The 13,988-nt window shown below is 60.0% G+C and carries 12 protein-coding genes and 1 pseudogene; 6 read left to right on the top strand and 7 right to left on the bottom strand.

The annotated features are described in order from the left end of the window. Nucleotides 1-420: 420 nt before the first annotated feature. From B3446_RS28565 to B3446_RS28555, 6 genes are all read right to left on the bottom strand, one after another. Nucleotides 421-1,353 (bottom strand): TniQ family protein, encoded by a 933-nt coding sequence (locus tag B3446_RS28565; RefSeq protein ID WP_409558259.1) that lies wholly within the window; start codon nucleotides 1,351-1,353, stop codon nucleotides 421-423. Next, entirely contained in the window at nucleotides 1,346-2,275 is a 930-nt protein-coding gene (locus B3446_RS28560; protein ID WP_409558261.1) for a TniQ family protein, read from the bottom strand. The genes B3446_RS28565 and B3446_RS28560 overlap by 8 nt, the downstream gene beginning before the upstream one ends. Before the next feature lie 19 nt (nucleotides 2,276-2,294). Next, nucleotides 2,295-3,182: a TniB family NTP-binding protein gene (locus tag B3446_RS07640; protein ID WP_291379411.1), complete on the bottom strand. Its 888-nt coding sequence runs from the start codon at nucleotides 3,180-3,182 to the stop codon at nucleotides 2,295-2,297. Next, nucleotides 3,179-4,384 (bottom strand): Mu transposase C-terminal domain-containing protein, encoded by a 1,206-nt coding sequence (locus B3446_RS07635; RefSeq protein WP_409558258.1) that lies wholly within the window; start codon nucleotides 4,382-4,384, stop codon nucleotides 3,179-3,181. Before B3446_RS07635 ends, B3446_RS07640 begins: the two co-directional genes overlap by 4 nt. 772 nt (nucleotides 4,385-5,156) lie before the next feature. Continuing rightward, entirely contained in the window at nucleotides 5,157-5,726 is a 570-nt protein-coding gene (locus B3446_RS07630; protein WP_291379409.1) for a TnsA endonuclease N-terminal domain-containing protein, read from the bottom strand. Nucleotides 5,727-5,979: 253 nt separating this feature from the next. Continuing rightward, entirely contained in the window at nucleotides 5,980-6,414 is a 435-nt protein-coding gene (locus B3446_RS28555; protein WP_409558257.1) for a helix-turn-helix domain-containing protein, read from the bottom strand. A 360-nt stretch (nucleotides 6,415-6,774) separates the two neighbouring features. On the opposite strand from B3446_RS28555, the gene groES reads away from it, so the two are divergent. The 3 genes and pseudogenes from groES to B3446_RS07615 all read left to right on the top strand — a co-directional run. Continuing rightward, nucleotides 6,775-7,062, top strand: a complete 288-nt coding sequence (groES, locus tag B3446_RS07625; RefSeq protein WP_006221616.1) for a co-chaperone GroES — start codon at nucleotides 6,775-6,777, stop codon at nucleotides 7,060-7,062. Nucleotides 7,063-7,101: 39 nt separating this feature from the next. Continuing rightward, nucleotides 7,102-8,742: a chaperonin GroEL gene (gene groL, locus B3446_RS07620; protein WP_175122591.1), complete on the top strand. Its 1,641-nt coding sequence runs from the start codon at nucleotides 7,102-7,104 to the stop codon at nucleotides 8,740-8,742. Between the two features lie 242 nt (nucleotides 8,743-8,984). Next, nucleotides 8,985-9,878, top strand: a pseudogene (locus tag B3446_RS07615) (YihY/virulence factor BrkB family protein); the annotation flags it as partial. Between the two features lie 291 nt (nucleotides 9,879-10,169). On the opposite strand, the gene B3446_RS07610 reads toward B3446_RS07615, so the two are convergent. After that, on the bottom strand, nucleotides 10,170-10,655 hold the full coding sequence (locus B3446_RS07610) for a MarR family winged helix-turn-helix transcriptional regulator (protein ID WP_105240524.1): 486 nt from the start codon (nucleotides 10,653-10,655) through the stop codon (nucleotides 10,170-10,172). Nucleotides 10,656-10,809: 154 nt separating this feature from the next. On the opposite strand from B3446_RS07610, the gene B3446_RS07605 reads away from it, so the two are divergent. Genes B3446_RS07605 through B3446_RS07595 form a run of 3 tightly spaced genes read left to right on the top strand, consistent with a single transcriptional unit; the run spans nucleotide 10,810 to nucleotide 13,813 of the window. Then, nucleotides 10,810-12,267 carry a 2-hydroxymuconic semialdehyde dehydrogenase gene (locus tag B3446_RS07605; protein WP_291379372.1) on the top strand — a complete coding sequence of 486 codons (1,458 nt, stop codon included), beginning with the start codon at nucleotides 10,810-10,812 and terminating at the stop codon, nucleotides 12,265-12,267. Between the two features lie 23 nt (nucleotides 12,268-12,290). Beyond that, complete coding sequence (locus B3446_RS07600) at nucleotides 12,291-12,722, top strand: RidA family protein (RefSeq protein ID WP_175122587.1); 432 nt, start codon at nucleotides 12,291-12,293, stop codon at nucleotides 12,720-12,722. A 29-nt stretch (nucleotides 12,723-12,751) separates the two neighbouring features. Continuing rightward, the gene (locus B3446_RS07595; RefSeq protein WP_291379369.1) at nucleotides 12,752-13,813 is read left to right on the top strand and encodes a LysR substrate-binding domain-containing protein; all 1,062 of its coding nucleotides are present in this window, start codon (nucleotides 12,752-12,754) and stop codon (nucleotides 13,811-13,813) included. Nucleotides 13,814-13,988 lie beyond the last annotated feature (175 nt).

Genomic DNA, 13,988 nt, shown 5'->3' with positions numbered 1-13,988 from the left:
GTGAAGCAGTCGAGCAAGAATAAATCCTGATCGGCAGCTCCTGGCCGAAAATGGCAGCTTGTACCAAGTCAGCGGCGCCAGGCATGTCGGAGTAGTCTTTCCACAAATTTGCTTGGCGGCCTTCTTGCGTTTGCTTGCGAAGGCACTTTCACGCGATAATTATCCACACGCAATAGCTGGTGCGCCTCCGACGAGGCAATAGCGTTAGCCCCACGAGCGTGGTTCCGCCCGGAGCGGGTAATGACTTCCAGACTACGGAGCCCCATTATTGGGGCTTTCGCTTTTCCCGTTACAAGTAGGCCCTTCCACCTGTTCACGCGACGCCCAACATCCACGCGTCGTGCCCTGCGCATAGACGCCCGCAGGTATGGTGAAGGCGGCACCTCCCGGACTGCCGCTCCCCAGCAGAACCCAAAACTCCTACTGCCGCTGGTGAGCATCAAGCTCAACCACGGCCAATGGCCATCGAAAGCGTTGCTTCAACGCGATCTCGCACAGTCTCCCGATATCTCCATTCCAAACGCGCCGTCCCCGCGTATTGCCACGGGAGGCCACAACGTCTGCGGAGGCGTAAAGCCTGCCAAGCGCATTGACCTGACCGATGCTTCGTCTAGCGTCGTCCAAGAGCCGAGGATCAACACGACTCAAGGGCTGCCTCTCATTTCGATCCCTAGGTTCAATCCCTGCTGCCAACAGGCTGGGGAGCATTGCGAGTGGGATCCTCTCCTCAATCCCCACCAAGGAAAACCCCTCTTGCAAGATCGCGGCCGTCACAGCCACTTGCAGCTGCGCGAGTTGCGCTGCCGTATCGCATTTCAACGCCGCGAGCCCCACAAAGCGGAGGTCAGCACCACACTTTCCGCACCCCGCAAAAGGCACCGCACTGTGTTGATCATCCACAGCGACAGGGTCGCTGAACTGACACGCCGGGCAAATAGTGAGGATACGGTTTCCGTGCGTTGGACAAATCATCCAATAGCGCATTCGCCATTCAAATCTAAGGTAGGGCACAACATCCTGGCGCAAGCAATTCGGGCAGAATCCGCTGCGGGCAGTCCCCCGCTCATTCAGACGCAACCATCTCCTAAGCCAGCGATTCCGCCGGAAAGCGTCAAAGCGCGAGACAAAGCCTTGAAGCGTCGCTGGCGGTAGGTTGGTACCTTGCGCCAACCGAGCTGCACTCCTTAAACCGATGCCTATGTCCCAATCCCGATTGCGCGACAAATCGAGGTCATCAAGGATTTTCGATACTGGCGCTCCATGCATGCACGCGACCCTCGCCAGCCATGAAGAGGTCGACTCATACAATTCTGGCTGCGGTAAGAACAACAGTGAAGGGATTTGCTCAACCATTAACGTCTCTCTCAAGCAGATCCAACTGAACCCATCGATGCTGCTTCAGCCAACGACTGACCGTCGGTTCCTCTTCACCAAGCAACGCCTGCAATACCCTAAGATCACCTGAATTCGCACCTCCGAGCAGCTCCTCTATCTGCCAGGCAGGTGGGAGCTCAGCGAAGATAGGTGCATTTCTATCGCCCAGACGGTCCCACGCTCTTCCCACTGTGGACACAGCCTCGGAAGCACTCAAAAGGCGTGTCAATCGCCCTGGTACAAGGTCATCGCCTGATGCGCTCTCAGAGATCCCCAGTGCCCTCACAAGTCGAAGCAATGTGTCCAAACTGAGGGCGTTCAGAAGCCCTCGCCGACCAGCGCTCTTTTGCTCAGGCACTCCGCGCATGACACGCGCCGCAATCAAGGTTGAGATCGCTAGAGAGCCGGGACCTGCACTTTCACAACATAGCGCTCGCAGATCCGCGCCGCAGGAGCATTCAAACAGGCCTGCCCTCCTCCACGAAATGCCCCGGCCGCAGACGCACAGATCGAGCAGCAGGCACTCGTGCTCAACGCATGATGTATAGAGGGAAATCTCCCAGATAGCTTGTAGCCGGGCATCAGGCCTTGCCAGGCACGAGGGACACACCTGAGGCCGCGTGTAGCGCAACTGATAGGTCCGACTGAAGTCGTGCCCAAGGAAGGCCGATCTGCGCCGTCCTTTCAACGAGTAGCTTCTGGGGATCGCCCTTTGAAGCCGACTGAGTGACGCTCCGAACGCATAGGATAAATAAGGCGCCGCAGTAGCAGGCATATAGGTGTGACCAACGGAAGCGGCAGCCCTCGCCAAATCAGAGAACTGCAATCCGTTCACTGTCAGCATTCGTAGGGCATATCCGTTGCCAGACTCGTTGTCGCCTATTTCGTCTTGGACAGGCAAAGGCCGGCCAAGTATGTGGTCAAAGAGAAGCAAAAGGATTCTCCTCGTCCGAAGCCCCCGTCTGGAGCGAATAGGCTTGACGCAAAATTCCCGCTGACAAGTTCAGTTCTTCTCGCTCGACGGCAAGGAGAATCGCTTGCACAAGAAGCGATTTCAATAGGCGAGGAGATCCCGACGTGACCCGGAAAATTGCTCCTGCCCATTCTTTGTTCTTGTACGACGAAGTAAGGTCTGTTGCCTTGCAGGTGTCTGCCAGGCCCTTCAGAAATCCGAGCCACTCCGGCCCAAGTCGAAAATGCGCCAGCTTGACTGCCACCGGAATCCTTGAGGTCAATTGAGGATCGATCGTTCCCAAGTTATCCATCATCTCGGTGCCCAGCAACACCACTGGTACCCCTGTCGCGTTGATGAGCCGCTTTAGCCAATCTATGATGGGTGTGAAGACCTTTGTGCCCGATGTGTGATAGACATGCTGGAACTCGTCAAGCACTATCACCTTGACACCATGGTGCCTGATGGCGCTCACAAGAATCTGGTTGACATCATTGTTGTTGGCGCGCCCTCTATCTCGCTGCATAGAACTGGCCATGGCATACGAGAAATTATTGAGCAATCCAGTTTGGAGCTGGGAAACAGAGGGCTCTTCTTTTAGGCTCGCGCTGATCAACGGAACGTTGCTACTGTCACTAAGCCCCTGGCGCAATATGTCTGCAAGATGGGACATCAACAACGTTTTCCCTGCGCCTGATGGAGCGGTCACTCTCACTCCGGTGAAGACGCCAACCTGATTTCCAATTTCGATCGCATTCAGCACATACTGCAAAACGTTCTCAAAAGCAGGATGTGGGACGATGACTTCCGAAAATGCGTTGCTCGCACTGATCGCGGCTGCTCCGTACCTATTCATCGGACACCCCCAAGGTTGAACTCATCCGGCATGAAACCCTTGAAGATCGGGATTTCCTCTGGAAGTACCTTTATTTCATCGTCGGTGAAGATCTGAAGCTCTATTTCTTTCTCTGGAGGCGGCGAAATATTCATCTTCTGTTCCGCAAGAGGCTTCACCGAAGAAAGGCCCTGAAGCAGCGCGTACTTGCGCATGTCGCGAATCAGGCGTTTGCCACGTTTGACGGCGTTGTCCACCATATCCTCAAACTCCTGCTGCACTCTTTGCCATTCGGCATATGCACCCTCCCCCCGTAATTTTTCCTTCGCGTAATGCCTGATTAGACGGTGCTGGCTGAGGGTAAGGCCGTCTGCATAGTCGGGGATCATGCTGGGCACCTTTAGCCAGCTTCTTGAGGTGGGATTTCTTACCCAGATGCTGCCAAGGTCATTCGGATCAAACTTGATTTCGGTTTTGAACCTTGGGGTGCGCTGAGATCGCGCCATTTCTGCGAGATCCGGACTGCGGTAGCTGATGTGGAACATTTCCACCCCGTGGTGTGCGACCGTCAGATCACGAGAGAGACCAGTGAGCAGATCGAGATGTTCAAGTCCGCCGGCAAACTGCGGTGGCGGCATGGTCTGCATCGATTCGGATAGGGTGTCGTACGGCCTAAGCAACGAACGCTCTGGTATTGCGACCGGATAGACGTCGACTGCCCAACGAACAAGACATTGGCATAGATCGGAGAACATGACGCAGGCCGTAATTTTTGGATCCGTTCTTTTCGCGAGGCCGCGGATTTTCTCTGGCATTCCTTCGATGGGCAGCGTGTTCATCATCGTCCCTAAAGCACGTTCGACGTTAGGTTTGAACCACGGCTTTCTGACTGCTGCGAATTCAAGATCGCATCGCAATGCCCATGCAATTTGCCGAAACTGCTGTGAATGAAATGCCAGACCATTGTCCACAAGGATAGTTTCCGGCAGGCCTGGGGTGAGCCACTCGCGCTCTGCCCCTACCGCGCGGACAAGATCATCCTTCGGTCTCAGAGCTAGCTTCAAGCTTTGGCACACCCTGCCAAGAGACTCGCCCTCGAAGCTGATGAACACCGACAAGATGTACTTCGAGAATGAGTCTATGACCAGCGTCAATGTCGGCCGTCCCAATGGAATGCCTCGCCTATCATCAATCACGTAGAGGTCAAGGAGAGTGTGGTCCATCTCCACGCGCTCTAATGGGCGCGTGGCGTAGACTCCGCCAACCGCGTGGCGCCACCTATTGTTTGCTGCGGTTGCACCCATCCGAACTCTGTCTGCCTCGTAGCGGGGCACCGATTGAACGAGCCGGCGAAAGGACGACAAACTCATTGGCTCAATCTGGCGACACCCCCGTTGCTGCTCAATTTGCGTGAGTCTCGCCAGGTACCTCGTATACGCCGCCGTTACTCCCTTTCCACGAAAGACAAAATAGCTCTGCCGCAGTACCTCCCATGCGATCTCTCTTGTAATCTCGTCCAATCGGATTGCTTTGGCCCGGCGAACGTTTCCAGACAAAAGACTCAGCACGTTCCCCTCAGAATTGTTGAAGCAGCGCAGCCAACGGATCACCGTCGAAGCAGAGGGTGGATTTTCGTCTGGGAATCTCTGCACCACTGACGCCACTACACTCGAGATTTCCAACCGTGCTGCAGGCTTGATACCGCTTTTTGTGACGGCCCGAACGTATCTTTCACGTCGTTCTATCTCTCGGCCTTGCCTGGCGGTCAACCTACCGATTAGCGAAGCCAGCGCGTCACCTGACCCCGTTGACGCGCGCTCATGCGTGAGCGCTGGAGCAAATGGGGCGGGGCTCAAGACCTCATACTTGCCGTCGATAATGTCGCGTACGAGGTCTGCCGCCTGGAACGTAGTCACAGCCCGAGTATGAATGTCCTCGAACTGGATAGTGTTGTCACCCAAGTCCCGAACAAACGTCCAGCACCGACCGCCCTTCCTAATTGTTAAGCCAACTTGCAGGGCAAAAGTCGCCATTGCGAAGCTCCTCAAGATCAGAGGGAAAGGAGATCTGATCGGGCAGCAGCGACGGACCGACCGTCAATCGCCGAACCCCAATCAGATGCAAGACGAGCTCTCGTGGGCAGCCGACGCATTGGGCTAGCTTGTCAAGCGAACCAGGAGAAACTTGCGCCTGGAGTTTGACCAATGCACCTCTCACGACATCGTCGGCGTAGTGAGACCTGGCGTAGCGGATGTAGACGGACGCCCTCGCATCGCGACCGTCTTTGTAGATTTGCTCCTCGGTCGCGATCAGGTAAGTGAATCCGTGGCTTCGCAGCAGTTCAGCCGCGGCGTCCAACTTTTCCTGATGCTGACGAACGAACTTTGACGGCTTCACCTCGACGATGACAGCAAGCTTGCTGGCGAAGTCCAGGCGAAAGTCGGGCGTGTACGTAGCGCCACCGGGCAATTCGATGACAAAGGGCTGGGATCGAATCGACACTAACCCAGGGCAGAGCAACGCAATACGCGCAAAGTTCAGCTCCAGCAGGCTTTCATATTCCACCTGATCTTCTTGAAGCCATGGGCAAGAGATGTACCCCACTCTACGGTGTGGTGATCTGGTGACCACTTTCCTACCGCGTTCTAGCAGCATGCTTTTCCTCCTGAAGGCAACACTTGTCCCCGACGAGCGGTCGCTCATCGAAAAATTGCTTGACTGGGTTGCACTGCGGAAGGAAACTTGGGATGTCCAGTCTTTGGTTTCCAAACCGAAGCACAACGCCGGTCTATCTCTATGTGGATCGGCGTTGTCTTTTCTACATGGCAACTCTCCTGTCATCTGGCTTCGGCGGCGACTGCGTGTCCCGCCCGGCGTAACTCCTAGTCCTTGCCAGGTACAGGGAACAGATTACGCGCAATGCTTCATACTCAGACTCGGAGCACACGCCGTCGTCGGTCTTCAGAATCTCAGCGGCAAGCATGACCGCCGCCGTCTCGTTACCAGATCTGTTAATCGCTCGGAGGATTCGTTCCTTTGTGAGCACGCGTGCGAGCTCAGACGCCTCTTGGCTCTCTAAGTCCATCACCCGCGCCAAGCGTGCGACCAAGTCATCCGGGGGCTCCCGATTGCCTTTCTGGATCTGCGTTAGGTAGGACGGAGTCACGCCTGCCAGGTCGGCTAGCCGTTTGGTCGTCAGGCCTCGTGCAGCTCGCATCCGACGAAGCTTGGATCCGAAGGTCTCATAGAGCATGGCGAGAAAAGTTCAGGGTTGGGATGTTTGAACTCTATCCCAACCAACCCCCTTGCGCAATAAGTCCTTATTTTTCAACGGCTTGCGTTAAATTAATACATATTCGTATTTGGGGACACAGACGCCAACGGCGCTGCTATTGTGGTGTGCGCTCATCACAGACGATGCGAAAGTTCCAAACTGGATGACACAAATTCCAAACTCAATGGAATTCGACACCGGGCCCCCAAATATGTAACAGCGCCCCGCCCCCCCTTGAACCTCAGAACATCATCCCTATAATTAGCACTCGACTCCGGTGAGTGCTAACGCCTCCCGGGCAACCGACCACCTCTTTCATTTAGTTAACAGGAGTTCCTCATGGCCTTGCGTCCCCTGGGCGATCGCGTGATCGTCAAACGCCTCGAAAACGAGCGCAAGACTGCCTCGGGTATCGTCATCCCCGACAGCGCCGCTGAAAAGCCCGACCAGGGTGAAGTCGTGGCCGTCGGCCCCGGCAAGAAGACCGAAGACGGCAAGATCCTGCCGGTCGACCTGAAGGCTGGTGACAAGGTTCTGTTCGGCAAGTACGCCGGCCAGTCCGTGAAGGTTGATGGCGAAGAACTGCTCGTCATCCGCGAGGACGAAATCCTCGCCGTGGTTCAGTAAATCTCCCGCCTCAAACGAATTTTCGAAGGAAGCTAAGAAATGGCTGCCAAGCAAGTATTGTTCGGTGATGACGCTCGCGTGCGCATCGTCCGTGGCGTGAACGTTCTCGCCAACGCTGTCAAGACCACCCTGGGCCCCAAGGGTCGCAACGTCGTGCTGGAGCGCTCGTTCGGCGCCCCGACCGTGACCAAGGACGGCGTGTCCGTCGCCAAGGAAATCGAACTGAAGGACAAGTTCGAAAACATCGGCGCCCAACTCGTCAAGGACGTCGCGTCCAAGACCTCCGACAACGCCGGTGACGGCACCACGACCGCCACCGTGCTGGCCCAGGCCATCGTTCAGGAAGGCCTGAAGTACGTTGCCGCCGGTTTCAACCCGATCGACCTCAAGCGCGGCATCGACAAGGCTGTCGCCGCCGCCGTCGCCGAACTGCAAAAGCAATCCAAGCCGGTCACGACCAGCAAGGAAATCGCCCAAGTCGGTTCCATCTCGGCCAACAGCGACACCTCCATCGGCCAGATCATCGCTGACGCGATGGACAAGGTCGGCAAGGAAGGCGTCATCACCGTCGAAGACGGCAAGTCGCTGGAAAACGAGCTGGACGTCGTCGAAGGCATGCAATTCGACCGCGGCTACCTGTCGCCCTACTTCATCAACAACCCGGACAAGCAAGTTGCCGTCCTGGACGACCCGTTCGTCCTGATCTTCGACAAGAAGATCAGCAACATCCGCGACCTGCTGCCCGTGCTGGAACAAGTTGCCAAGTCGAGCCGTCCCCTGCTGATCATCGCGGAAGACGTCGAAGGCGAAGCGCTGGCCACCCTGGTTGTGAACAACATCCGTGGCATCCTGAAGACCACCGCCGTCAAGGCCCCGGGCTTCGGCGACCGCCGCAAGGCCATGCTGGAAGACATCGCCATCCTGACGGGCGGCACGGTGATCTCCGAAGAAACCGGCATGTCGCTGGAAAAGGCCGGTCTGGCTGAACTGGGCCAAGCCAAGCGCATCGAAGTGGGCAAGGAAAACACCACGATCATCGACGGCGCTGGCGACAGCAAGTCCATCGAAGCCCGCGTCAAGCAAGTGCGCGTGCAGATCGAAGAAGCCACGTCCGACTACGACCGTGAAAAGCTGCAAGAACGCGTGGCCAAGCTGGCCGGCGGCGTTGCCGTGATTCGCGTTGGCGCTGCCACCGAAGTCGAAATGAAGGAAAAGAAGGCTCGCGTCGAAGACGCCCTGCACGCCACCCGCGCTGCAGTGGAAGAAGGCGTTGTGGCTGGTGGCGGCGTTGCGCTGCTGCGCGCCAAGCAAGCCATCGCTGACCTGAAGGGCGACACGCCTGACCAGAACGCCGGCATCAAACTGATCCTGCGCGCTGTGGAAGAGCCCCTGCGCACCATCGTCACGAACGCCGGCGAAGAAGCCAGCGTCGTGGTCAGCAACGTGCTGGGCGGCAAGGGCAACTACGGCTACAACGCCGCGACCGGCGAGTACACCGACCTGGTCGAGCAAGGCGTGCTGGATCCCACCAAGGTGACCCGCACCGCCCTGCAAAACGCTGCCTCCGTCGCCAGCCTGCTGCTGACGGCCGAAGCCGCCGTTGTTGAACTGGCTGAAGACAAGCCCGCTGCTCCGGCCATGCCCGGCGGCATGGGCGGCATGGGCGGCATGGACTTCTAAGTCCCGCTGTTCCTGCAAGGCCTCCCCGGCTTCGGCCGGGGAATGCAGTATCCGAAAAACCCCCGGTCCTTCGCCCCGGGGGTTTTTCTTTTTTGCGCACCGAAATGGCGCCCGATACTTTGCGTGTTGTTTCAGTAGCGGCAAATATCCCGGCGTTTGAAAACGTTTGCCAACAATCTGGCCGTATCTGGGGCTTGTACGCGTCCCTACAATGAAGGCTCGCCCTACCGAGACATTGCGCCATGCGACTGCCCAGAACCGTTCTGCAAGTACTGCGACCCTCACAGATCGGCGGTTTGCTGATGGACTCAGCCAAGCAATGGTCCAGCCATCGCGCGTCCAGCAAGGGCGCCGCGCTGGCGCTGTACATGGTGTTTTCGCTGGCCCCGATGCTGCTGCTGGTGATTGCGGTGGCGGGCGCGTTCTTTGGCGAAGAGGCCGTGCGTTCCGAGCTGTTTGCGCAGTTGCGCGACCTGATCGGCGAGCGCGGCGCCGAGGTGATCCAGACGGTACTTGCCAGCGCGCACGAATCCGGCAGCGGCTGGATTGCGGCCATGGTGTCGATCGGCGTGCTGATTTTCAGCGCGACCACCGCCTTTGCTGAATTGCAGGCTAGCCTGGATGAGCTGTGGGAAGTGCAGGCCAATCAGAAGAGCGGCATCAAGGGCCTGGTGCGAAGCCGCCTGCTGTCGTTCGGCCTGGTGCTGGTGCTGGCGCTTTTCTTGCTGGTGTCGTTGACCGTGAATGCGGCGCTTGCTGCTGCGCGCGGCATTTATGGGTCGCTCTGGGCCAATTCGACCTTCTCGATTGTGGCGGAGTGGGCGTCAAACCTGTTTTCGTTTTCCGTGGTGGCGGCGCTGTTTGCCGTGATCTTCAAGCTGCTGCCCAGTGCCAGGATTTCGTGGCCGGATGTCATTCCGGGCGCCGTGGTAACGGCCGCCCTGTTCCTGCTCGGCAAGTGGGGCATCGGGCTGTACTTGAGCCGCGGCGCCGCGGTGTCCGCGTACGGCGCGGCGGGCTCGCTGATCGCGCTGCTGCTGTGGATCTGGTATTCCGCGCAGATCTTCTTCTTTGGCGCGGTTTTCACGCGCCAGTTTGCGTTGCGATTTGGAAAGGTAGAACGGCCGCGGCAGGCGGCAGCGCAAATGCCGCCGCAAACGTCGCCGCAGGCGCCTGCACCGGCAAGCGCACACCCGGTCCCGCCAGCGTCTTCACAAATGTCTCCGCAGACGCATCCTCAAGCACCTGCGCCGACATATCCACGAGCGCCTTCGCACGCGTCATCGCAAATGCCCCCGCAGTCGCATCCTCAAGCGCCTGCGCCGACATATCCAAAAGCGCCCTCGCAAGCGTCTTCTCAAACGCCCCCGCCCGCGCCAGTGCCCAAAAGCGAGAGCTGACCCGCGGCGATACCTGCGGCTTGCACATCAAGGCGTGGGCGCGGTTTCCAATCCCGCCATCAAGCGCAAACACTGCAGGAACACCGGCCGCAATTCCTCCGGGATTGGCGCCAGCACCTGCGCCTCCACCTCCGCGTCTCGCGGCAGGATGCGCGCGAGCAGCGCCGCGCCTTCCGGCGTGATCTCCAGCGCATAAGCGCGTCCATCTTCCGCCGACCGCGTCCGGCGCACGTACCCCTTCTTCGTCATCCGCGCGATCATTTCCGCGAACGAATTCCGATCCAAAGCGATCAGCTCGGCGATGCGGTTCTGCGTCGCGCCGGGATTCTGATAAACCGTGACCAGCAACGCCTTCTGGCGCGGCGTCAGATCCTCGTCCGGAAACGCCTGCGTGAAAAGCGCCTCGGCCCGGAAATGCGCACGGCGCAGCAAGTGCGACGCCACATGCGTCAGGTCGAATTCCTTCAGGGTCCGGGCGGAAGCCGGTCGGGCGGAGCGGGAAGCGGCGGTCATCTGGCGTCCATGGAATGTGCCTGGCGATTGTAGGCGCAGCCGTTCTCGCAAATGCGCATTGACTTGGATCCGCCCACTGCCTAATATCCGCCAATATAGTACGTATACGTATTTATATGAACCACCCCATCTGACTCCAACGGGAACGACGCCGATGCCGACTCGCCAACTGCGCAACTACCTGGACGGCCGCTTCGAAGACGGCGCGTCCACCTTTGACAAACACAGTCCGGTGGACGGGCAACTGATCGCGCAGGTGCATGAAGCCAGCCGCGACCAGGTCGACCGCGCCGTCATCGCGGCGCGGCGCGCCCTGCCCGCCTGGGCCGCGCTGCCCGTGGCGGCGCGCACTGACTACCTGCTGGCGCTGGCCGACGGCATCGAGCGCCGGTTCGACGACTTCCTGCAGGCCGAGATCGGCGACACCGGCAAGCCCATCGGCTGGGCCGGCAAGATCGACATCCCGCGCGGCGCGGCCAATTTCCGCACCTTCGCGGAACTGGCGCGCACGCTGGACATGGAAAGCTACATGACCGACACGCCTGACGGCCGCCAAGCGTTGAACTACGCCTACCGCAAGCCGCTCGGCGTGGTCGGCGTCATTTCGCCCTGGAACTTGCCGCTCTTGCTGCTGACCTGGAAAGTCGCGCCCGCGCTGGCGTTCGGCAACACCGTCATCATGAAGCCGTCCGAAGTCACGCCGTCCACCGCCACCCTGCTCGCCGAAGTCGCGCACGACGCCGGCCTGCCGCCCGGCGTTTTGAACCTGACGCATGGCTTTGGCCCGAACTCCGCCGGCGAATTCATGACCACGCATCCCGACATCGACGGCATCACCTTCACCGGCGAATCCTCCACCGGCGCGGCCATCATGCGCGCCGTGGCGCCCGGCGTGAAACCGGTGTCCTTCGAACTGGGCGGCAAGAACGCCGCACTGGTCTTCGCCGACGCCGACTTCGACGCGGCGGTAGACGGCGTCACGCGCTCCGTCTTCGCCAATTGCGGCCAGGTCTGCCTGTGCACCGAGCGCGTGTACGTCGAGCGCCCCATCTACGACCGCTTCGTCGCCGCGCTGGCCGAACGCGCGCGCGCCATGCGCATCGGCTGGCCGCTGGACCCCGACACCGAAATGGGACCGCTCGTCTCGCGCGAGCACCGCGAAAAAGTGCTGTCCTACTTCGCCCTCGCCCGCGAGGAAGGCGCAACTGTCGTCACCGGCGGCGGCGTGCCCGTCTTCGGCGACGCCCGCGATGAAGGCGCCTACGTGCAGCCCACCATCTGGACCGGCCTGTCCGAAGACGCCCGCTGCATCAAGGAAGAAGTCTTCGGCCCCGTCTGCCACATCGCCCCCTTCGACACCGAGGACGAAGCCATCCGCCTGGCCAACGACACCCGCTACGGCCTGGCCGCCGCCGTCTGGACCCAGAACCTCACGCGCGGCCACCGTGTCGCGCAAGCCATGAACGTCGGCCTTGCATGGGTGAACTGCTGGTTCCTGCGTGACCTGCGCACACCGTTCGGCGGCAGCGGCCTGTCCGGCATCGGCCGTGAAGGCGGACGCCACTCGCTGCACTTCTACACCGAACCGACCAACGTCTGCATCAAGCTCTGACACCTCATTTAAAGGACCGCAAGATGAACCAGCCCACCCCCACCGCCACCGTCGTCCCCGGCAAGGCCACGCCCCGCGGCAAGTATCCCCACATCAAACGCGCCGGCGACTTCCTGTACGTCTCCGGCACCAGCTCGCGCCTGCCCGACAACCGCATCGCCGGCGCCGAGGTCGACGCCATGGGCACCACCACGCTAGACATCCGCGAGCAGACCCGCGCCGTCATCGAGAACATCCGCGACATTCTCGCCACCGCCGGCGCCACGCTTGCCGATGTCGTCGAGATCAGTACTTTCCTCGTCAACATGAACGACTTCGGTGGATACAATCAGACCTACGGCGAGTTCTTCGACGCCGACGGTCCGGCGCGCACCACGGTTGCGGTGCACCAGTTGCCGCACCCGCATTTGCTGATCGAAATAAAAGCCGTCGCCTACAAGCCCGCCGCCCGCTAGCCGATCCCCGGCGATCCGGACAGCGCACCATGGGCGGCGGCATGTCGGACTCACCCAGGGAACAGGACCATCGTCCGCGGCCAAGCGCCAGGGCGGCCGCACGGATGTCGAACTTCCGCATAACGCCCAACGCGCTGAGCCACAAGCTCAAGCTGCATCAGCTCCAGATCTTCGAACGCGTCCTGGCGCGCCGCTCCCTATCGCGCGCCGCCAGCGAACTGCACCTGACGCAACCCACCGTCACCAAGGCCATCCACGACCTCGAAGCGTTCTTCGGATCGACCTTGTTCGAACGCTCCAACCGCGGCGTCACCCCCACCGAACTCGCCCTCGTCCTCGGCCGGCGCGTACACGCCATGATGGCCGAAGTGCGCTACATGGCCGACGACATCGACGCCGTCCTGGGCGGCGCCAGCGGCCACGTCGTCGTCGGCACCTTGATTGCCGCCTCCGCCAAGCTCCTGCCCGAATCCATCGCCCGCCTCATGACCGAACACCCCGGTATCCAGGTCACTGTCCGCGAAGGCCCCTCAGCGCAGTTGCTGCCCGCGCTCGCCACCGGCGACGTGGATATCGTCGTCGGCCGTCTGCCCGGCGCGGATATGGCTTCGATCTCCGGCGTCGCTGTCGATCATCACAAGCTCTATCACGAAGATTTGTGCCTGGTCGTCGGCGCGCGTCATCCGATGGCTGGCGCCACTGATGTGGCCTTGGCGGATTTGATGGATCACATCTGGATCCTGCCCGCGCCAACGTCGCCGCTGCGCGCGTCGATAGAGCGCACGTTCTTCGATGCGGGATTGCGTTTGCCTGCGCGGCATGTTGAGTCGCTGTCTCTCTTGACCAATATCGGCGTGCTGATGCATAGCGACGCGCTGGCGCTCATTCCTTACGACGCCGCCGCGCAGTTTCTTTCGATGGGCATTTTGGCCCGCCTGCCTACGAATGTGTTTGGCGCGTTTGGCGACGTCGGGTATTCAATCAGAGCGGATCGGCCGCTGACGCCTGCTTGTCAGCGGCTGGTGGATTATTTAAAGCAGATTACGGCGCAGCGGCTGGCGACGACGGAAGATCCGTCGAGCGCTATCTAAGACCGGAGCCGTGCGATGGCTGATGGCGACCGAGCTTCGTAGGCCAGTGTCAGACACCGGGGAGACGCCGGCTCAATGCGATGCGTCAACGCTGGGGTGTCAGACACCTACGTATGTGTGACACCTACGTATGCGACACCGACGCATTCCTAATCGCAGCCACACGCGAAGCGTC

The sequence above is a fragment of the Achromobacter sp. UBA5777 genome (assembly GCF_002418565.1).
GTDB lineage: Bacteria > Pseudomonadota > Gammaproteobacteria > Burkholderiales > Burkholderiaceae_B > Achromobacter > Achromobacter animicus.
This window is presented reverse-complemented; position numbering and strand designations above follow the sequence as displayed.

What these genes read in the sequence shown, in the direction of transcription:
- groL (WP_175122591.1), top strand. Translation starts at nt 7,102, where the DNA reads ATGGCTGCCAAGCAAGTATTGTTCGGTGATGACGCTCGCGTGCGCATC.
- B3446_RS28555 (WP_409558257.1), bottom strand. Translation starts at nt 6,414, where the DNA reads ATGCTCTATGAGACCTTCGGATCCAAGCTTCGTCGGATGCGAGCTGCA.
- B3446_RS07600 (WP_175122587.1), top strand. Translation starts at nt 12,291, where the DNA reads ATGAACCAGCCCACCCCCACCGCCACCGTCGTCCCCGGCAAGGCCACG.
- B3446_RS07605 (WP_291379372.1), top strand. Translation starts at nt 10,810, where the DNA reads ATGCCGACTCGCCAACTGCGCAACTACCTGGACGGCCGCTTCGAAGAC.
- B3446_RS07635 (WP_409558258.1), bottom strand. Translation starts at nt 4,384, where the DNA reads ATGGACCACACTCTCCTTGACCTCTACGTGATTGATGATAGGCGAGGC.
- groES (WP_006221616.1), top strand. Translation starts at nt 6,775, where the DNA reads ATGGCCTTGCGTCCCCTGGGCGATCGCGTGATCGTCAAACGCCTCGAA.
- B3446_RS07610 (WP_105240524.1), bottom strand. Translation starts at nt 10,655, where the DNA reads ATGACCGCCGCTTCCCGCTCCGCCCGACCGGCTTCCGCCCGGACCCTG.
- B3446_RS07595 (WP_291379369.1), top strand. Translation starts at nt 12,752, where the DNA reads ATGGGCGGCGGCATGTCGGACTCACCCAGGGAACAGGACCATCGTCCG.
- B3446_RS07640 (WP_291379411.1), bottom strand. Translation starts at nt 3,182, where the DNA reads ATGAATAGGTACGGAGCAGCCGCGATCAGTGCGAGCAACGCATTTTCG.
- B3446_RS28565 (WP_409558259.1), bottom strand. Translation starts at nt 1,353, where the DNA reads ATGGTTGAGCAAATCCCTTCACTGTTGTTCTTACCGCAGCCAGAATTG.